At 64.0% G+C, this 17,265-nt stretch carries 20 protein-coding genes; 8 read left to right on the top strand and 12 right to left on the bottom strand.

Annotated elements, in window-relative coordinates; genetic code table 11:
- Positions 1-76: 76 nt before the first annotated feature.
- Positions 77-679, top strand: a complete 603-nt coding sequence (locus ACPPVR_RS18525) for a TetR/AcrR family transcriptional regulator (protein WP_426615599.1) — start codon at positions 77-79, stop codon at positions 677-679.
- Between the two features lie 154 nt (positions 680-833).
- Here the strand turns inward: ACPPVR_RS18525 and ACPPVR_RS18520 are convergent, their stop codons facing one another.
- Positions 834-2,207 carry a PleD family two-component system response regulator gene (locus ACPPVR_RS18520; RefSeq protein WP_426615598.1) on the bottom strand — a complete coding sequence of 458 codons (1,374 nt, stop codon included), beginning with the start codon at positions 2,205-2,207 and terminating at the stop codon, positions 834-836.
- A gap of 11 nt (positions 2,208-2,218) precedes the next feature.
- Positions 2,219-2,584, bottom strand: coding sequence for a response regulator (locus tag ACPPVR_RS18515; RefSeq protein ID WP_246919875.1), 366 nt, complete (start codon positions 2,582-2,584; stop codon positions 2,219-2,221).
- A 237-nt stretch (positions 2,585-2,821) separates the two neighbouring features.
- Between ACPPVR_RS18515 and ACPPVR_RS18510 the strand changes: the two genes are divergently transcribed.
- Positions 2,822-3,133: a DUF3572 domain-containing protein gene (locus ACPPVR_RS18510; RefSeq protein WP_426615597.1), complete on the top strand. Its 312-nt coding sequence runs from the start codon at positions 2,822-2,824 to the stop codon at positions 3,131-3,133.
- A complete protein-coding gene (locus ACPPVR_RS18505) occupies positions 3,130-4,419 on the top strand; it encodes a DNA polymerase IV (protein WP_426615596.1) in 1,290 nt (429 codons plus the stop codon). Before ACPPVR_RS18510 ends, ACPPVR_RS18505 begins: the two co-directional genes overlap by 4 nt.
- A 169-nt stretch (positions 4,420-4,588) precedes the next feature.
- On the opposite strand, the gene ACPPVR_RS18500 is transcribed toward ACPPVR_RS18505, so the two are convergent.
- Positions 4,589-4,990 (bottom strand): RidA family protein, encoded by a 402-nt coding sequence (locus ACPPVR_RS18500; protein ID WP_426615595.1) that lies wholly within the window; start codon positions 4,988-4,990, stop codon positions 4,589-4,591.
- Positions 4,991-5,064: 74 nt separating this feature from the next.
- The gene (locus ACPPVR_RS18495; RefSeq protein ID WP_426615594.1) at positions 5,065-5,910 is read right to left on the bottom strand and encodes a cell envelope integrity EipB family protein; all 846 of its coding nucleotides are present in this window, start codon (positions 5,908-5,910) and stop codon (positions 5,065-5,067) included.
- Positions 5,911-6,163: 253 nt separating this feature from the next.
- On the opposite strand from ACPPVR_RS18495, the gene ACPPVR_RS18490 reads away from it, so the two are divergent.
- Genes ACPPVR_RS18490 through ACPPVR_RS18475 form a run of 4 tightly spaced genes read left to right on the top strand, consistent with a single transcriptional unit; the run spans position 6,164 to position 9,169 of the window.
- Complete coding sequence (locus ACPPVR_RS18490) at positions 6,164-6,631, top strand: RidA family protein (protein WP_045008051.1); 468 nt, start codon at positions 6,164-6,166, stop codon at positions 6,629-6,631.
- A 5-nt stretch (positions 6,632-6,636) separates the two neighbouring features.
- A complete protein-coding gene (locus tag ACPPVR_RS18485) occupies positions 6,637-7,383 on the top strand; it encodes a glycerophosphodiester phosphodiesterase (RefSeq protein WP_426615593.1) in 747 nt (248 codons plus the stop codon).
- A gap of 55 nt (positions 7,384-7,438) precedes the next feature.
- The gene (locus ACPPVR_RS18480; protein ID WP_426615592.1) at positions 7,439-8,680 is read left to right on the top strand and encodes a GNAT family N-acetyltransferase; all 1,242 of its coding nucleotides are present in this window, start codon (positions 7,439-7,441) and stop codon (positions 8,678-8,680) included.
- A 60-nt stretch (positions 8,681-8,740) separates the two neighbouring features.
- The gene (locus ACPPVR_RS18475; RefSeq protein ID WP_426615591.1) at positions 8,741-9,169 is read left to right on the top strand and encodes an HIT domain-containing protein; all 429 of its coding nucleotides are present in this window, start codon (positions 8,741-8,743) and stop codon (positions 9,167-9,169) included.
- 41 nt (positions 9,170-9,210) lie between these two features.
- On the opposite strand, the gene tsaA is transcribed toward ACPPVR_RS18475, so the two are convergent.
- The 4 genes from tsaA to ACPPVR_RS18455 form a co-directional block, all read right to left on the bottom strand.
- Positions 9,211-9,702, bottom strand: coding sequence for a tRNA (N6-threonylcarbamoyladenosine(37)-N6)-methyltransferase TrmO (gene tsaA, locus ACPPVR_RS18470; RefSeq protein WP_426615590.1), 492 nt, complete (start codon positions 9,700-9,702; stop codon positions 9,211-9,213).
- Positions 9,703-9,734: 32 nt separating this feature from the next.
- Positions 9,735-10,085: an AzlD domain-containing protein gene (locus ACPPVR_RS18465; protein ID WP_426615589.1), complete on the bottom strand. Its 351-nt coding sequence runs from the start codon at positions 10,083-10,085 to the stop codon at positions 9,735-9,737.
- The gene (locus tag ACPPVR_RS18460; RefSeq protein WP_426615588.1) at positions 10,082-10,822 is read right to left on the bottom strand and encodes an AzlC family ABC transporter permease; all 741 of its coding nucleotides are present in this window, start codon (positions 10,820-10,822) and stop codon (positions 10,082-10,084) included. The genes ACPPVR_RS18465 and ACPPVR_RS18460 overlap by 4 nt, the downstream gene beginning before the upstream one ends.
- Before the next feature lie 104 nt (positions 10,823-10,926).
- The gene (locus ACPPVR_RS18455) at positions 10,927-11,967 is read right to left on the bottom strand and encodes a transglycosylase SLT domain-containing protein (RefSeq protein WP_426616131.1); all 1,041 of its coding nucleotides are present in this window, start codon (positions 11,965-11,967) and stop codon (positions 10,927-10,929) included.
- A gap of 21 nt (positions 11,968-11,988) precedes the next feature.
- On the opposite strand from ACPPVR_RS18455, the gene ACPPVR_RS18450 reads away from it, so the two are divergent.
- Positions 11,989-13,017: a TRAP transporter substrate-binding protein gene (locus ACPPVR_RS18450; protein WP_426615587.1), complete on the top strand. Its 1,029-nt coding sequence runs from the start codon at positions 11,989-11,991 to the stop codon at positions 13,015-13,017.
- 81 nt (positions 13,018-13,098) lie between these two features.
- On the opposite strand, the gene ACPPVR_RS18445 is transcribed toward ACPPVR_RS18450, so the two are convergent.
- From ACPPVR_RS18445 to ACPPVR_RS18430, 4 genes are read right to left on the bottom strand one after another with little or no spacing between them, the layout of a single operon-like run.
- Positions 13,099-13,293 carry a hypothetical protein gene (locus ACPPVR_RS18445; protein WP_426615586.1) on the bottom strand — a complete coding sequence of 65 codons (195 nt, stop codon included), beginning with the start codon at positions 13,291-13,293 and terminating at the stop codon, positions 13,099-13,101.
- Between the two features lie 42 nt (positions 13,294-13,335).
- Positions 13,336-13,578, bottom strand: coding sequence for a hypothetical protein (locus ACPPVR_RS18440; RefSeq protein ID WP_426615585.1), 243 nt, complete (start codon positions 13,576-13,578; stop codon positions 13,336-13,338).
- A 59-nt stretch (positions 13,579-13,637) separates the two neighbouring features.
- Positions 13,638-14,942: a glycoside hydrolase family 130 protein gene (locus ACPPVR_RS18435; RefSeq protein ID WP_426615584.1), complete on the bottom strand. Its 1,305-nt coding sequence runs from the start codon at positions 14,940-14,942 to the stop codon at positions 13,638-13,640.
- Positions 14,943-14,976: 34 nt separating this feature from the next.
- A complete protein-coding gene (locus ACPPVR_RS18430; RefSeq protein ID WP_426615583.1) occupies positions 14,977-17,262 on the bottom strand; it encodes a glycosyltransferase family 4 protein in 2,286 nt (761 codons plus the stop codon).
- Between the last annotated feature and the right edge of the window lie 3 nt (positions 17,263-17,265).

Here is a 17,265-nt window from a genome sequence, read left to right as displayed (position 1 = left end):
ATTTTGGTTACACAGACCTGTGTAATTAGTCTATAGGAGGCTCTCGCTGTCAAGCGAAGAGGACTTATCTCACCGCATGGCTCCCCCGCCCGCCCCACAGACGATGAAAGAGCGGATCCTCGAGACCGCCGACAAGCTGTTCTACCTGCAAGGCATTCGCGCCATCGGCGTCGACACCATCGCGGCCGAGATCGGCATCTCCAAGCGCACGCTCTACAACCACTTCCCCTCCAAGGACGCGCTGATCGCAGCCTATCTGGAGCGCCGCTTCGTGCAGCCGCGCCCATCGGACAAGCCGCCGGCCGAGCAGATTCTCGCCACCTTCGATTCGCTGGAGCGGCGTTTTTCCGCGAAGGATTTTCGCGGCTGCCCGTTCGTGAATGCGGTGGCCGAGCTCGGGCCCAGGGACCGCGCCGTCAAGAAGATCGCGATCGCCTTCAAGGAAAGCCGCCGCGTCTGGTTTCGCGAACGGCTGAGCGAGCTCGGTGTTGCGGAAGCGGACGCTCTCGCTACGCAGCTCGTGCTGCTGGTCGACGGTTCGATCGCGCAGGATCTCGTGCGTGACGATCCGGCAATGGCGCGCGCGGCAAAGGAAGCAGCGAAGGTACTGTTGCGGAATGCGGGGGTGGATGTAGAGGATGCTGCGAAGCCTGTGAAGGGCAAGCGTTCGCCGCAGTAATCACAGCCGTTTCAGCTGATGCGCGATGATGACATCGTGCGCCTGTTTTGCCCGACGAGTCAAACGAGGATGCAATCCGCGTAAGTCCCTGATGCGACTAACGTCGGCTACTGTGCATGGGGTTGTTTTCGCACTTTTTGTGTAGCCGGCAGCCTCACGCCGCCTGCGACACCACCCGATTGCGGCCATCGTGCTTGGCACGGTACAGCGCAGTGTCGGCGCGCTTGAGGACGTCGGCAACCGCCTCGCCCTTCTGCTCCAGCGTGGTCAGCCCGATCGAGATCGTGACCTCGATGCGCTTGGTGCCCTTGTGGACGGCAAAGGGCTCGCCCGCGATCGAGCGGCGCAGGCGCTCGGCGACCATGCCGGCGACGTGCAGATCGGTCTCCGGCATGACGATGACGAACTCCTCGCCGCCGTAGCGGCAGGCGAGATCGATGCCGCGGATCGATTTGCGCACGCGCACCGCGAACTCACGCAACACGTCGTCGCCGGCATCGTGGCCGTAATTGTCGTTGATCGACTTGAAGTAGTCGATGTCCAGAATCATCAGCGCCAGCGGCTTGCCGCGGGTCGAGGCCTGCTCTGCCAGCGTCGCCAGATGGCTTTCCATGTAGCGTCGATTGTGCAGGCCGGTGAGCGCGTCGGTGATCGCCATCTCGATCGAGTTCTGCATGCTGTCACGCAGATGATCGGTGTAGCGGCGGCGACGGATCTGGGTGCGGGCGCGCGCCAAAAGCTCGGTCTTGTCGATGGGGCGCAGCAGATAGTCGTTGACGCCGATCTCGAGGCCGCGGAGCAGCCGCGTCGAATTCTCGGCTTCCGCAATCGCGAGGATCGGCACGTGGCGCGTGCGCTCCAGCGAGCGCGCCTGGCTGCACAGCCGCAGGCCGTCGAAATTGTTCAGATCGAGCGAGACGATCAGCAAGTCGTAATTGCCCTCGGCCGCGTGGAACAACGCTTCGGTCGGATTGGGCTCGACGTCCACAGTGTGCTCGGCCGCGAGCAGGCCTGCCAAACGCTCATAGGACGACGGGCGGTCGTCGACCAGCAGGATACGGCCGCCCTTCCCGCTATCGGCGATCGCAGTGCGCTCGGGCGCCTGCATGCCGATCTCGAGCGAGGTGATGGCGCGCATGCGCAGCTCGTCCGTCATCATCTTCAGCCGCGTCAGCGAGCGCACCCGCGCGATCAGCACGACGTCGGAGACGGGCTTGGTGAGGAAATCGTCGGCGCCGGCCTCCAGACCGCGGTTGCGATCAGCGGGACTGTCGAGCGCGGTCACCATCACCACGGGGATGTGGTGGGTCGCCGGATCGGTCTTCAGGCGGCGGCAAACCTCGAATCCGTCCATGTCGGGCATCATGACGTCGAGCAGGATGATGTCGCATTCGGCGCGGGCACAGATGGCGAGCGCTTCCGTGCCGTTCGAGGCGGTCATCACGTCGAAATATTCGGCGGACAAGCGGGCTTCGAGGAGCTTGACGTTGGCAGGAACGTCATCGACGACCAGGATACGCGCGGACACTCAACTCACTCCTACCCGATGAAACGTCGGACCGTCTCAATGAATTTGCCGACCGAGATCGGCTTGGACAAATAGGCTTCGCAGCCGCCCTCGCGGATGCGTTCTTCGTCGCCCTTCATCGCAAAGGCCGTGACCGCGACGACGGGAATGGCGCGCAACTCCGGATCGTCCTTGATCCAGCGCGTCACCTCGAGGCCCGAGACCTGCGGCAATTGAATATCCATCAGCACGAGGTCGGGCCGCGTCTTGCGAACGAGATCGAGCGCCTCGTAGCCGTTGCTGGTGCCCGAAGTCTGGTAGCCGTGCGCCTCCAACAGGTCGCGGAAGAGCTTCATATTGAGCTCGTTGTCTTCCACGATCAGGACGGTCTTAGCCATCCCGTCCTCCTGATTGGCAAGGAGAGCAATACATGTGACGCCTCAGGCGCCGCTTGCCGGCGCTTCGAAAACTGGATTCAAACTAGCCTCAGATTCGCTCTAGTTTCGTTAAACTCGAGGGCCGACTTTCTGCGATGTGGTTTCCAGTTGCTTGTCTGGGGTCGCAAGACTCAAGGCCGAGACTCGGGCATGATCCAAAGTAGACACCGAAAGTTAACGGAAAGGCAAACCGGGCCCGTGAAAAAGCCTGTTTACAACCCTCGCGAAGTCGCTGAAATCGTTGCGATTCAGGCACTGTCCTTCGTCGCGGGCGATCCCGAGCGGCTGGGCCTGTTCCTGGCTGAGACAGGCGTCGGCCCGGAGACGCTCCGGAACGCCGCCTCGGACCCGAATTTCCTGCTCAGCGTACTCGATTTCGTGATGCGCGATGACGCCACCGTGAAGGCGTTTGCGACCGCATCGGAGCTGCACCCGACCAATGTTGCCGCAGCGCGGCAGGTGCTGGGCGACGCGCTCGGTGACCGCACCTGGGAGCGCGACGTGCCGTGAGCGCCCCCGACCCGGCCGGGCCCCGCTGCTTCTGCCGGGATTGCCTGGCCGATCTGGACATGAGTGTGCGGCGCTGTTCCGCCTGCGGTTCCCCTCGCCTCGTCCGCCACCGCGCGCTATCGGCGCTGACCATCGCCCATATCGATTGCGACGCCTTCTATGCGACGGTCGAAAAGCGCGACAATCCTGACATCGCCGACAAGCCCGTCATCATCGGCGGCGGCAAGCGCGGCGTGGTGTCGGCGGCTTGCTACATCGCGCGTACCTATGGCGTGCGCTCGGCAATGCCGATGTATAGGGCGCTAGAGGCCTGCCCGCATGCGACCGTGATCCGGCCGGACATGGCGAAATACGTCCGGGTCGGCCGCGAGGTGCGCCAGGCCATGCAGGCGCTGACGCCGTTGGTCGAGCCGCTCTCGATCGACGAGGCTTTTCTCGATCTCTCCGGCACCGAGCGGGTGCACGGCATGATCCCGGCAAAGGTGCTGGCGCGGTTCGCGCGCAATATCGAGCGCGACATCGGGATCAGCGTCTCGGTCGGCCTGTCCTGCAACAAGTTTCTCGCCAAGGTCGCCTCCGACCTCGACAAGCCGCGCGGCTTTGCCGCGCTCGATCAGGAGGAAGCGCGCACGATGCTGGCGGAGAAGCCGGTCGGCTTCATCTTCGGCGTGGGGCCGGCGACGCAGGAGCGCCTGGGGCAACGCGGCTTCCGGATCATCGCCGACCTCCAGAAGGCCGACGAGATCGAGATGATGCGGCAGTTTCCGAGCGAAGGCCGCAGGCTGTGGCGGCTTGCGCGCGGCATCGACGACCGCCGCGTCGAAGCCGACCGCGGCGCCAAGACGATTTCGAGCGAGACCACGTTCGAGACCGACATCCGCGATTTCGCGACGCTGGAACGGATCTTGTGGCGGCTGTGCGAGAAGACGTCGTCGCGGCTGAAGAGCAGCGAGCTTGCCGGCTCCACCGTCACGCTGAAGCTGAAGACCGCCGATTTCCGCCAGCGCACGCGCTCGCAATCGATCGCGGCACCAACGCAGCTCGCCGCCAAGATTTTTGCGATCTGCCGCGAGATGCTGGCCAAGGAAATCGACGGCACCGCTTTCCGCCTGATGGGCGCCGGCGTCAGCGCGCTGCGGGAAGGTTCGCCCGCCGACGACACCGACATGCTCGATCGCCGCGCCGCGCATGCCGAGCGGGCGGTGGACAGTTTGCGCAAGAAATTCGGAAGCGCCGCGGTGATCCGCGGGATTGCGTATGAAGGGCCGGAGAAGGCGGAAGAGTGAGCGTGGCGCTCGTTGTGCACGATGCCGTCTCCCCAGACTCGTCATTGCGAGCGTAGCGAAGCAATCCAGACTGTCGCCGCGGAATGATCCTGGATTGCTTCGCTACGCTCGCAGTGACCGAGCATGGGCACGTGCACACTCCTCCAATTCGCATCTCGAACAGAAGACCTCAATCCGCGACCGCCACCGCCTCGATCTCGATCAGCCATTCCGGCGCGGCGAGCGCGGAGACGCCGACGAGGGTCGAGGCCGGTGGCTCCATGCCTTCGAAGAAGACGGAGCGGGCCTTGCCGATGACGGGACGCAGTTCCGGCTTGTAGCCGACGACGAAGGTCGTGATCTTGACGATGTTGGCATAGCTCGCGCCGGCCGCCTTCAACGCGTGGCCGAGATTCTGCATCACCTGCGTGGTCTGCGCCGCAAGATCGCCCTCGCCGACGATCCGCCCCTCCTCGTCAACCGACACCTGACCCGAGATGTAGATGGTGCGCGCGCCGGAAGCGGTGACGACATGGGAATAGGCCGGATTGTGATGCAAACCGCTGGGGCGGAGATGATCGAGCTTGGGCATGGGCTGGCTCCCTGATGTCTGTCGTTGGGAGCAAGCGTAGCCTCTGAGTGCGACAAGAGCTAGACGTCGCGCCCTTAATTACAGGGCTTGCTGTCTTTCACGTCGAACTTGCCCATCGCGCCGGAAATGACAAAATCGTTGTAGTCGAGCACGAGCTGGCGGGAGACACCGTTTTCGTAGAGCTCGAACGCCATCGCATAGACCGGCGTTTGCTCGCCCTCTTTCTGCTGGGCATCGCGATCGAAATAGCTGACTGTGATCGGCCAGCGCTTGAGCGATTTCATGTGCTCATCCGAGGTCGACGGATCGGGCGAAGCGGTGCGGTCGGCGGCGATCGGCTGGCCGATCACGGTCAGGGTGTTGTAGACCTTCTGACCGTCGTCGGAGCCGTCATAGACGGAGAGCTCGAGCAGCGACTTGCCGTCCTTGGCGGCAGCAATGATGTGCTGGATCTGCTCGGTCGGAAACACGACCTTGCCGTCGAGAGTGAAGTTCTTCGGCGCCGGCAGCTTCAGCTTGACGTTGATGTGGTCGCCGTCGCGCTCCGCTGAGCCGTCGACGAGGCCGGCCTCGGTCTCGTTCATCCGCGTCTCGATCTTGAAGCGGTAGCTTTTCCCCGCGGCGTCCTCCCAGGAATTGGAGCGGAGGTCGCTGAGCGTGATCTTGCCCTCGCCGCTGTCGAGCTCGGAGACCTGGCGGAATTCGGAGGTGTAGCCCTCGCAGCTACTTCCGGCGAAATTGTAGAGGATGCGGCCGCGCGCGCTGTTGATGGAGTTGGAGCGCGATTTGACGAGGCTCAGATCGTAGAGCGCCTGATGCGCGAGGAACGGACCGCTGGCCGCGTGGGCCTTGCCACCTGCCCCGAAAGCGGCCGCCGCGAGCGCCATCACACCGAGCGAAGTCCGGAAAAGGTGCACCATGTCTGTCCCTTGGGAAGCGCAGATTCGACACTTTAATGACCGTTGCATTGCGTCGCAACTGCGGCGGTTTCACGTAAAGTTGCGCCTCCTCGTTGAACCGCCTGACCTGCCTCAGGAAAATGCAGTCCGGACGGGTGCCCTGCCGCCCCGATCGGCTTGCTTGCATGTGGCGGCACGATGGGCGAAACAGGGCGCGCCCGGCCGCGACATCAGGCGTCCGGAGCGGATGGATTTTTGGACAACGAGGTCGAAGATGGCGGGCACGGTCGAACAGAAACTGGCGGAACAGGGCATCAAGCTGCACGAGGCCCCCACCCCGGTGGCCAATTACGTGCCGTTCGTGCGCACCGGTAATTTGCTGTTCGTCTCCGGCCAGGTCTGCTTCGCACCCGACGGCAAGCTCATCGCCAAGGGCAAGCTGGGTGCCGGCGTCTCACTCGAAGACGGCGCGGCAGCGGCGCGCGGCTGTGCCGTCAACCTGCTCGCCCAGGTCAAGGCGGCGCTCGGCGACCTCGACAAGGTCGTACGCGTGGTGCGCCTCGGCGGCTTCATCAACTCGGCGCCCGACTTCCTGGACGGGCCGAAGGTGCTCAACGGCGCCTCCGATCTGATGGTTGCCGCCTTCGGTGACAAGGGCCGCCACGCCCGTACCACCGTCGGCGTTGCCTCGCTGCCCGCTGATGCGGCGGTCGAGGTCGAAGGCGTGTTCGAGGTCGCCTGACCCTCATGCGCGCTCCGGATTGGCTGACAGCGCGGCCGGTCGCCCATCGCGGCCTGCATGACATCTCGCGTGGCATCGTCGAGAACATGCCGGGCGCGGTGCAGGCGGCGCTCGCGGGCAATTTTTCCATCGAGGTCGACATCCAGCTCTCCGCCGACGGCGAGGCCATGGTGCATCACGACCATGCGCTTGGCCGCCTCACCGAGGCGACCGGGGATGTGGTCGAGAAGACCGCCGCCGAGCTGAAGGCCCTCAGGTTCAAGGACACGGACGAGCGGATGATGTCGCTCTCCGACCTCTGCACCATGGTTGCCGGCCGAGTGCCGCTGGTGATCGAGGTGAAGAGCCATTTTGACGGCGACCGCAAGCTGGTGAAGCGGATGGCCGAGGTGCTGGCGTCCTATCAGGGGCCCGCTGTCGGCATGTCCTTCGATCCCGACCAGGTGCTGGCGCTACGCGAGCTGTTGCCCTCCCGCCCGCGCGGCATCGTCGCGCAGCGGAGCTATGAGGACGATTACTGGGCCAAGCTGACGCAAGCGCAGCGCGACAGCATGCTGTACCTGCGCCACGGCTTGCAGACCCAGCCGCATTTCGTCGCCTTCAAGGTCGACCACCTTCCAGCGCCCGCGCCGTGGATCGCCCGCAACGTGTTGGGCTGCGCCCTGCTCGGCTGGACCGTGCGCACGGCGGAGCAGCGGACACGCGTCGGGCAATATGCCGATCAGATGATTTTCGAGGGGTTCGTGCCGTAGGCTTGATGTTCCCGCCCTCTTGAAGTCGCTGCTGCAATGCACGATCTTGGGCGCAATGGCATCATCCGAAATCACGCTCGAAGCCGTACCGTCGATTGGCGAAGTATCGCCGGAGGATTGGGACGCCTGCGCCAGTCCCGGCAAGGCTTGCAACGGGCATGGCCTGGGAACCTCATCCGGGCTCCCAGGCGATTCCGCCGGCCTCTTAAAACCCTCCTATAACCCTTTCGTCTCCCACGCATTTTTGTCTGCCGTTGAGAAGTCGGGTTCGGCGACGATCCGCACCGGCTGGGGGCCACGGCATCTCGTGGCCAAGGTCAACGGCCGTGTCGCCGGCGTCGTGCCCTGCTACCTGAAATCGCATTCGCAAGGCGAATACGTCTTCGACCGCGGCTGGGCCGACGCCTATGAGCGCGCCGGCGGCCGCTATTATCCGAAGCTTCAGGTCTCGGTCCCCTTTACGCCGGCGACAGGACCGCGGCTGCTGATCCGTGACGGCGTCGATCGCGAGCGCATCGCGGAGGCGCTGGCAGGCGGGCTGGTGGCGCTGTGCGGCGTCAGCAAAGCCTCTTCGGTGCACGTCACCTTCGCGCGTGAGGCTGAATGGAAGCTGCTCGCCGAGCACGGCTTCCTCCAGCGCACCGACCAGCAGTTCCATTGGCACAATGAGGGCTTCGCCAGCTTCGACGACTTCCTGGCCACCCTGAACTCGCGCCACCGCAAATCGATCAAGCGCGAGCGGCGCGACGCACTCGCCGCGGGCATCACCGTCCATTGGCTCACGGGCAAAGATATCACCGAGGACGCCTGGGATGCGTTCTTTGGGTTCTACATGGAGACCGGTTCGCGCAAATGGGGCCGCCCCTATCTCACGCGCGAATTCTTCTCGCTGATCGGCGAGACCATGAACGAGGATGTGCTGCTGGTGATGGCCCGCCGCAACGATCGCTGGATCGCGGGCGCGATCAACTTCATCGGCTCGGACACGCTGTTCGGCCGCAACTGGGGCGCGGTCGAGCATCATCCGTTCCTGCATTTCGAGGTCTGCTACTATCAGGCGATCGATTTCGCCATCAAGCGCGGGCTGACCCATGTGGAGGCCGGCGCGCAGGGCGAGCACAAGATCGCGCGCGGCTACCTGCCGCGGACCACCCATTCCGCCCACTTCATCGCCGATCCCGGCCTGCGCCGCGCCATCGACGACTACCTCAAGCGCGAGCGCACCTATGTCGCAGAGGCCGGGCGGGAGTTGGCTGAGCTTGGCCCGTTTCGGAAAGACGCCGACGAGGCGCCTTGACGCCTTGCCGCGGCTGGTGACAGTAATCGCAAAATTCCAGGGAGCCGCCGAGGAGCTGCCATGACCGCCTACGACCCCAACAACATCTTTGCAAAGATTTTGCGCAGCGAGTTTTCCTGCCACAAGGTCTATGAGGACGATCACGTGTTCGCCTTCCTCGACATCATGCCGCGCGTGCCCGGCCACACGCTGGTGATCCCGAAGGCCCCTGCCCGCAACATCCTCGACATCAAGCCCGACGACTACGCCCATGTCGCCCGCGGCGCGCACAAGATCGCCGCTGCCGCAATGAAGGCGTTCAAGGCCGACGGCATCACGGTGCAGCAGTTCAACGAGGCCGCCGGCGGCCAGGTGGTGTTTCATCTCCACATGCACGTCATGCCTCGCCATGACGGCGTGGCGATGCTGCCGCCGGCAAGCCGCAAGGAAGACGTCAAGGTGCTGGAAGAGAATGCGACCAAGCTGATCGCGGCGCTGAAGGCGGGCTAGGTCTATCCGCTCGCAATGACGGGGTTGGAGCGGAGCGCCCCTCACTCCGTCTGAAAATCCCCGGACTGCGGCGCCGCAAGCGGCGTGAACTCGCAGCGATCGGGCTTGAGGTCGATCAGCGGCGTATTGTCGATGCAATCGAGGCCGCGCACCAAAATTGTGCTGCCTTCGATCCCGACCAGCTTGACGATCGACGTGCCGATCGGATTGGGCCTGACCGGCGAGCGCAGCGAAAACGTGCCGCGGGTTTTTTCGTTGTTCTTCGGGCTTTGCAGCACGATGTCGCGGCGCGACTTGTCGAGCCAGTACAGCACTTCGAGATTGCTGTAGAAATCGACGCCCTTGATGGCCGGCACGAACGGCTCGAAGATCTCGAGGCGGCAGACCGGGCCGTCGGCGCGGCCCTGCCGCGGCGTCTCCAGCCGCGAGGTCCAGGGCGTGCGAATGCGGCCGATGAAGAAAAGGCCGGCGTCCTGCGTCGGCGGTAGCTCGATAGCGACCTCGCCCTCGCGGAGCTCGTTTTCGCGAACCATATGTCCAATTCCCTTGGCTATTCGCGAGGGTTTTAGCCCAACCACCACTTGCCGGCCAGCATGAAGACTTCGCCGGCAACCACGCCCGCGAAGATCGATCGGCGGGCCAAGAGGAAGACGACGAGGCCGGCGCCGACCGCGCCGTAGCGCAGGACCTCCGGCACACTTGCCAGAGCGCCGGGCGGCTCGACCACGATCTGGGCGATAACTCCGGCCAGAATTGCGGTCGCCACCGCCCGCACCCAGACCAGCAGCTCGGAGCCTTCGTCGATGCCGCCGCCGAACCACAAGCCGAGCATGCGCCAGATCTGGTTCGGAATGACGCCGGCGACGAACAGCACGAACAGCGCGTGCCAGTCGCCGATGAGTTGCGCGGCGCTCATGCGCGCACCTCCCGCCACCAGTGCACTCCATAGGCAATCGTGCCTGCCACCAGGCCACTGACGAGGATGTCGAGGCCAGAGTTCATCTTCGCGGCCAACGGATAGAGCAGAACTCCGAGCGCCAGCGCGACGACGTCCGCGACCTCGCGGCTGTTGCGCGCGGTCGAGAACAGGAAGGACAGCGGCGTCAACAGCAGGATCGCGGCACCCAGCGTCTGTGTCAGATTGGCGGCGAGGAAATAGCCGATCGTGTTGGCAGTAAGACACACCGAGACCAGACCGAAGCCAAGTCCGTTGACGAAGGCAATCCGCCGCTCGCGCGGCACCTGCGGCAGGAAGCGATGGCATTCGACCCACAGCGTCACGGCCGTGAGATGCGCCGCGGAGAACAGCTCGCGTCGCTTGGTCGTCGGCGTGCGCATCAGTGGCAGCACCGAGACCACCATCGGAAACAGCCGGATGGCGCTGACGGTGACCGCAATCGCCGACTGGATAACGGTCGCGCCGGAGCCAAGCGTGGTGATCAGGATGATCTGCGCCGGACCCGCCCAGACGAACAGTGTCGAGCAGAGCGCCCAGAGCAGGCTGAAATGGCTGTCATGGGCGAGCGCGCCAATGCCGAGATAGGTCGCGAACAGGACGAGCGTGAGGATCGTCTGCGTGATCGAGCGCAGTCCCCACGCAAAGGCGCGCCAGGGACTTTGCCAATGAGGGGAATCGAGCGGAGGAAGCGCCACGGGAGAATTGGCCGGGATGAGGAATCGTGCCCGCATAACGGGCAATGCGGGCGACTGCGTCAAGGAAGCGCGCGGCGGGGCTGGCATGCGTGCCGGGACAGCCCCTACCCGGTCACACCCCGATTCTTCAGCACGAAGCAGGCCCCGCCAGCCTTGCGGATTCGGTTGCAGAGATCATCCGCCTCGCTGCGTGTGTCGGCGCCGATGCGCACCAGGTAGAAGGCGCGCGTGCCGCGGCTGCGCATCACCGACGAGAGCAGGCTTGGATCGCGGTCACCGATCACGGCGCTCAGGCGCGTCACCGCACGGGAATACATCGCGAGGGCCTTGTTTCGGTCGAAGCCGGCGGCGAGTTGCACGCCCCAGATTTTTGCAGCGGCAAGCTCCACATGCTGCTCAAGCTCGGCGACGAAGGGATTTGGCGCGCGCTTCAACAGTGCCATCAGATCGCGGCAGCTCGTTGGCGGCGAACTCGGCGGTCCCTTGCCGGTGCCGCCTGCCTTGGCCCATGTATCGACGCTCGCGCCGGTGATGGCGAAGACGTAGTTGCGGGTCTGCTCGGGCATTCCGCCGGTGCCGGCGAGCCAGTCCTGCACCCGCCGCGGCCCGGCATTGTAGGCCGCGGCAGCCAGACCGAGATTGCCGAACTGATTGCGCAGCTCGTTGAGAAACTCGGCCGACTTCGGCAGCGCCTGGACCGGATTGAAAGGATTGAGCAGCCCGCGCTCGCTCGCCGTGCCCGGCATGAACTGCGCGATCCCCTGCGCATGCTCGCCGCTGCGCGTCATAGGGCCAACCGCATCAGCTTGGAAGCGGCTCTCCTGCCAGATCACGCGGGCGAAGAATTCCAGCGGCAAATTGGCATCGCGCGCGGCGGCCTCGATGATCAGGCAGATTGACTCCCGGGTGTCGCTCTCGCGGGCATCGGCCGGCTTCTCCGCCGGCATTGCAAGCTCCTCGACGCTCGGGACCGCGACGCTGGTTTTTGCCGGCGAGCTGTCCCATGCCGCCGCCGGTGTCACCGAGACGAGCAGTGCGGCGATGATGCGTGATGCAATTCGCGTCTGCCGTGCCCAAGCATCGCTGTGGCGCGCGCCGGTGCGGCATGCAACAAGGTGATCCGCCATGTTGTGGCACCGTGCCATGGTTCGACGAGTTGCCAATATATGCTGCCTGACCAGCTTCTCTCAATGCCCTCCCCCGCCAAGCGGATCCGCGCGATTCTTGCCCTGATCCTTGTCTTCGCCGCGCCCATCCTGTCCGCAGCGCCGGTCACGGCGCAAGTCAACTGGCGGATGACTACGGAATACCCGCAGAACAACATTTCCGGGATCGGGCTCACCAGTTTCGCCGATCGCGTCGCCGCGCGCACAAACGGTTTCGTGACCGTGGCCAACGCCTTCGACAACGAGCTCAAGATCAGCTCGGGCGAGATGCCGCGCGCGGCGCTGGATGGCAAAATCGCCGGCGGCGATGCCTTCGCTGGCGCGCTGTCCGGCCTCGATCCGGTGCTCGGCCTGTCCACCCTGCCCTTCCTGGTGCAATCAGTCGATGTCGCCCGCGCCGCCAATGTGCGGGCGCGCCCGCTTTACGAGAAGGCGCTCGCCGCCCGCGGCCTCACGCTGCTCTATGTGACGATCTGGCCGGCGACGGGTCTCTGGTCTGACCGTTCGCTGGAGGGCGCCGACGACCTGCCGAAACTCAACTTGCGCGCCTATGACGCCAACTCCAGCGAGGTGATGCGTGGCGCCGGTGCGAACGCGCAATTCCTGCCGATGGACGCGGCGCTTGCCGGGCTCAGAGAGCACCGGCTGAACGCATTCCTAACCTCCGGCGACGGCGGCGCGGGACGCAAGCTCTGGGACTTCCTGCCGTATTTCACGGCCATCAACTACGCGATGCCGGTCTCGATCGCCTTCGTTCGCAGCGAGGCGTTTGCCACGCTGCCCCAGCCGATGCAGCGCGAGGTGTTGGCGGCCGCAGCGGAGACCGAGCAGAGCCAGTTCGCACTCCTGGCCCATCGCACCATCGAAAACTATGCACGCATGCGCGACAGCGGCGTCCGCATTGCCGAGCCGGCGCCGGCATCCCTCGTCGCAGCGCTTCGAAGAGCCGCAACAAGCGCGATCGCCACCTGGGAGACCCAGGCCGGCGCCGATGCCACAGCGATCGTCGAATGGGCCCGGCAGCAATAAAGCGAGCCGCGGTGGCCGTCGGCACCCGGCTGCGGTCCTGCGATGAGGCGTTCGCCGGTCCGCCTTTCGCTCGCTTCGGTCTTATTTTGAGACGGGATTTTCTGCGCTGATAGCGCGGTCCAGGGCATCGATCAGCATTTGAAGCTCGACGAATTTGTTCCGTGCCCGCTCGGCCTTGTCACGATCAAAGGGAGCGGCCAGCACCTTCGCATGCTGGTCCCTGTCCTCGATCATGCGATCTCGGGCCTTCTTCAAAGTTTCAAGGCGCTCGTTCATCTCGGCTCCTGTGTCAATATCTGCTCGACCGCGACCAGGGACTCAGTCGAAGCCAGCCGGAAGCTCGCCCTTTCGGAAGAACACGGTTGGCTCATCGTCATAGTCACCCATTTCAGGATCGCCGCTGGACGAGAACGCGACGACGCCGAGTTTGCTCAAGGCCAGCCTCTCCGCCGCCCGCAGCGCACCGCTTTCCGACTTGCAGACGATGGGAGGGTCGGCCTTCAAATTTTTACCCTTGCCGGCATTGAATGCCTGCACCACGTAGGTTGTTTCGCGGACCATGAAGCCTCCTCTGACGTGTCGGCAAACGGAGTTGACATCAACGACTGCGAAAGCCGCGATCAGCCTTGCATCGCTTCGATGAGTGCGGAAATCCTGATCGTTGCGAAACTGGAGAAGGTGTCCGACACGGCATAGGGCAGGATGATCCGGTCATTATGCCTCATCGCGCCGCAGGTATAGACGACGTTGGGGACATACCCTTCGCGTTCGGACGGTTCAGGCCGGAGCAGCGGCTCGGCCGAACGTGCGAGCACCCTGGATGGGTCGCGCTTATCGAGCAGCGCCGCTCCGATCGAGTACTTTCGGATCGGGCCGACACCGTGCGTCAGCAGCAACCAACCTTCGTCAAGTTCGATGGGCGACCCGCAATTGCCGATCTGGACGAACTCCCACGGAAATTGCGGTTTCAGAAGGGGTACCCCGCCGCCGCCTTCCCACGTGTAGAGGTCGTCCGAATAGAGCAGGTACAGGTTCTCATTGTCCTGTCGCGCGATCATGGCATAGCGGCCGCCGATCTTGCGTGGGAACAGCGCCATGCCCTTGTTGTGCGCCGCAGCCCCCCGCAAAGGCGTCAGTCGAAACGACATGAAATCGCTGGTCTCGATCAATTCGGACCGGATAGCCCGTCCGCTGTAGGCCGTATAAGTCGCGTAGTAGACCGCCCGATCGCCGTCGTTGAATTTGACGAAGCGCGCATCCTCGATGCCGTTCGATTGGGATTCGGTAATGGGAAAGATGACCCGCTCGCTCAGGTCTTCTTCGGGCCGGAACATCAATTCCACGCGGTCGCCGTCCGGCCCGGATACGCGATGGGTGATCCGGGGAACCGAAGCAAGGCGCGCCGTCGGATCGACGGCCAGGCTCCCGTCAGCCGCAATCGTTCCGGTTCGAAACGTCAGTGACGAGACATGCCCCTCGCCGACGGCCCGGAGACTGATGATGAAGCGCGAGCCTCCCTTCGGCGCCCCCGATTGATCCGGGTGCGGGACGATGCTGGGGTTGAACAAGGCAGAGGCTTCGAACGAATACTCGCTGAGAAAGTAGGCGCCCACCAGCTGACGCTGGGTCTTCGAGAAGACGCCATGCTTCGCGAACGCATCTTCCATTTCATCCGCGCGGGTCTCGAACCTCTCCAGGAGGTTACGATGTCGCCCCTGGAAATTGTCGAGGACATCCGCAAGCTGAACCGCAACGGCTTCCGAACTGAGTGCGAGAACCCGGTCGACGATATGATTTGCCCGCATCTTGTCGGTCGGGTTCAGGTCGCGGGGTTCGGTTGCCGGCTTGAATGGCCGCACGATGACTCGCGCTGGATCGGGGCGCAGATGAAGCCCTTGCCGGTTCAGGAAAGAAGCTTGTGACAAGGTGTCCTCGGCTTGCTGAATGAGAAGATGAAGTTCAGGCGCTCACGGCGCGCAAGGCCGTGGGCCTTGTCAGGCTCGGGTTGACGCGCGCAAGCTGGCGCATCTCCGCAAGTCCAAGGAGATAGCAAACGACCGACTCACCCCCGCGGTTTTCGTTGGCGCGATCGGGGTGCAGACCATCCCGGCAACTGCCATTGAGCGGATCGACCAGCGCCACTGAGAGATCGTTGCTGCCGAGAAACCAGGCGAAGGCCCGAGTCGCCATGGCTTTCCATTCGGCGTTGCCGTCGGCACGCCACGCAGCGAGGCAGGCAGCGATCGTTGCCGTTGCCTCAACGGGCTGCTGATCGAACGCACGGGGACGTTGCCGCTGCTCGCCGAAGCCGGCGGTGCCGACCGGCCGGAAATGCCCTGCCGCGGTCGTCTGTTGCGTCATGAGCCAGCGCAGAGACCTCAATCCCGCATCGAGATATTGAGGCATCTGCGTCGCCATGCCTGTGATTAACAGCGCCTGCGGCAATCGCGCGTTGTCGTAGGCCAGCCCTTCCTCAAACCACACCCAGTCCGGCGTCTCGACCGACGCCAGACAAGCCATCAACCTGTCGGCGAGGGAATGCCGGACCTCCCTGGCGTGGAGATCGCCTGGCGTTACCGCGCAATAAGCGTCCAAACCCAGCAGCATGAACGCCCACGCGCGGGGCGAACGAAAGCTCTCCGCGATCGATAATGCCTGGGCGAACAAGGTAGCAGCCCACAGGCGCCGTGCCGGGCTCGCGTCCCTGCGTGCGGCTTCGCCCAAAGCCCATAGCGTTCGCCCGTGGCTGTCTTCGGACCCTCTGTCTTCTAGCCAGGTTCGGTTGAACCCCATGAAGTTGCGAAATTGCCGTGTGTCAGGGTTCCAGGCATGCTGCACGAATGCCGCAAACCGGCTCGTCAAAACCTCCGACAGCGGCTGTTCGCCCGGACCATTGAGGGCGCAGGCCAGCAGCAGTGCCCGGGCATTGTCATCGACGCAATAGCCGTGGGCACGATCCGGCACCGAATATACCGCGTGCTGGAACAAACCGACATCGTCGCACATCAACAGGAAATGGCCGATCTGCATATCGGGCGGCGCGGCGCTACGTGGCTCCGGCGCGCTCATCTCGGAGCGCGCGAAGAGTTTGGGCCGATGACCTTGCCGCGCTTTCTCGAAGACGGACACATAGCTTTCGGCCACCCGCTCCCAAGTCATCATCCGGCTCGCAGCATAGGCGCGCCGGGACATCGCCTGCCTGCGGGCGTCGTCGGTCAGCAGGTTTGAGATCTCCTTGCCGATCGCCGCGGCGTCGCCGAAAGGCACCAGCACACCGCATCCGTCGGCAAGCAGCTCGCGTGCGTGCCAGTAAGGCGTCGACACGACCGGTTTCCCCAATCCGAAGCTGTAGGCCAGCGTTCCCGACGTCATCTGGGCCTCGTTGAGATAGGGCGTGACATAGACGTCGCACATCGAGATGAATTCAAGCAGCGTGGCCAGGTCGGCAAACCGATCGAAGAACACCACGTGGTCGTCAATTCCGAGTTCGCGCACCCGCGCCATCAGGCTCTCGCGATAGGCCTCGCCCTGGTTCCGCACCAAATTGGGGTGCGTTGCGCCGAGCACGACGTACACCGCATTCTCGCAACGCTTCAGAATCGACGGCATGGCGTCGATCATGACTTCGATGCCCTTGTTCGGTGACAACAGGCCGAATGTCAGAATTACCGATCTTTGTTCAAATCCGAGTCTGGCTTTCGCTGCATCGGGCTCGGCGAAGGCGACATCGGGAATACCGTGGGCGATGACCTCGATCTTGTCGTCAGCCACCAGGTAGACGTCGCGCAACAGCTCGCGGCCCTTATGGGCCATCACCACGACCTTCGACGACGACTCGACGATGCGCTCCATGACCGTCCGCTGCGCAGGTGTCGGATTGGCCAGCACGGTATGGAACGTCGTCACCACGGGCATCGCAAGGCGGGACAACAGCACGAGGATATGGGCCCCGGCTTCACCACCGAAAATCCCGAACTCGTGCTGCAAACACACGGCGTCGAACCGGCCGGCATTGAGGAAATCCGCGGCCCGCACGTAGTCTTCGATATTGCCATCCTTGATCTGGAACGCGACCGCCGGCGGATAATCGTAGGCTTGACCGCGATCGGTCATTGCCACGATGCAGGTCTCCAGATCCTTGCGCGAAATCGAGATCGCGTTCTTCAGGTCGGTCGTATAGGTCGCAATTCCGCACCGGCGAGGCAGCGAGTTGCCGATGACGGCGATACGGCGGAGCGGCGTCATGTC

The organism is Bradyrhizobium sp. McL0616, from assembly GCF_049993385.1.
Lineage (GTDB): Bacteria > Pseudomonadota > Alphaproteobacteria > Rhizobiales > Xanthobacteraceae > Bradyrhizobium.
The sequence above is the reverse complement of the archived record's forward strand: the minus strand, read 5'-3'. Positions and strand labels throughout refer to the sequence as shown.

Coding starts and splice junctions, on each gene's coding strand:
- ACPPVR_RS18480 (WP_426615592.1), top strand. CDS start 7,439: ATGGCATCATCCGAAATCACGCTCGAAGCCGTACCGTCGATTGGCGAA.
- ACPPVR_RS18445 (WP_426615586.1), bottom strand. CDS start 13,293: ATGAACGAGCGCCTTGAAACTTTGAAGAAGGCCCGAGATCGCATGATC.
- ACPPVR_RS18440 (WP_426615585.1), bottom strand. CDS start 13,578: ATGGTCCGCGAAACAACCTACGTGGTGCAGGCATTCAATGCCGGCAAG.
- ACPPVR_RS18525 (WP_426615599.1), top strand. CDS start 77: ATGGCTCCCCCGCCCGCCCCACAGACGATGAAAGAGCGGATCCTCGAG.
- ACPPVR_RS18455 (WP_426616131.1), bottom strand. CDS start 11,967: ATGGCACGGTGCCACAACATGGCGGATCACCTTGTTGCATGCCGCACC.
- ACPPVR_RS18495 (WP_426615594.1), bottom strand. CDS start 5,910: ATGGTGCACCTTTTCCGGACTTCGCTCGGTGTGATGGCGCTCGCGGCG.
- ACPPVR_RS18490 (WP_045008051.1), top strand. CDS start 6,164: ATGGCGGGCACGGTCGAACAGAAACTGGCGGAACAGGGCATCAAGCTG.
- ACPPVR_RS18450 (WP_426615587.1), top strand. CDS start 11,989: ATGCTGCCTGACCAGCTTCTCTCAATGCCCTCCCCCGCCAAGCGGATC.
- ACPPVR_RS18515 (WP_246919875.1), bottom strand. CDS start 2,584: ATGGCTAAGACCGTCCTGATCGTGGAAGACAACGAGCTCAATATGAAG.
- ACPPVR_RS18475 (WP_426615591.1), top strand. CDS start 8,741: ATGACCGCCTACGACCCCAACAACATCTTTGCAAAGATTTTGCGCAGC.
- ACPPVR_RS18485 (WP_426615593.1), top strand. CDS start 6,637: ATGCGCGCTCCGGATTGGCTGACAGCGCGGCCGGTCGCCCATCGCGGC.
- tsaA (WP_426615590.1), bottom strand. CDS start 9,702: ATGGTTCGCGAAAACGAGCTCCGCGAGGGCGAGGTCGCTATCGAGCTA.
- ACPPVR_RS18465 (WP_426615589.1), bottom strand. CDS start 10,085: ATGAGCGCCGCGCAACTCATCGGCGACTGGCACGCGCTGTTCGTGCTG.
- ACPPVR_RS18430 (WP_426615583.1), bottom strand. CDS start 17,262: ATGACGCCGCTCCGCCGTATCGCCGTCATCGGCAACTCGCTGCCTCGC.
- ACPPVR_RS18500 (WP_426615595.1), bottom strand. CDS start 4,990: ATGCCCAAGCTCGATCATCTCCGCCCCAGCGGTTTGCATCACAATCCG.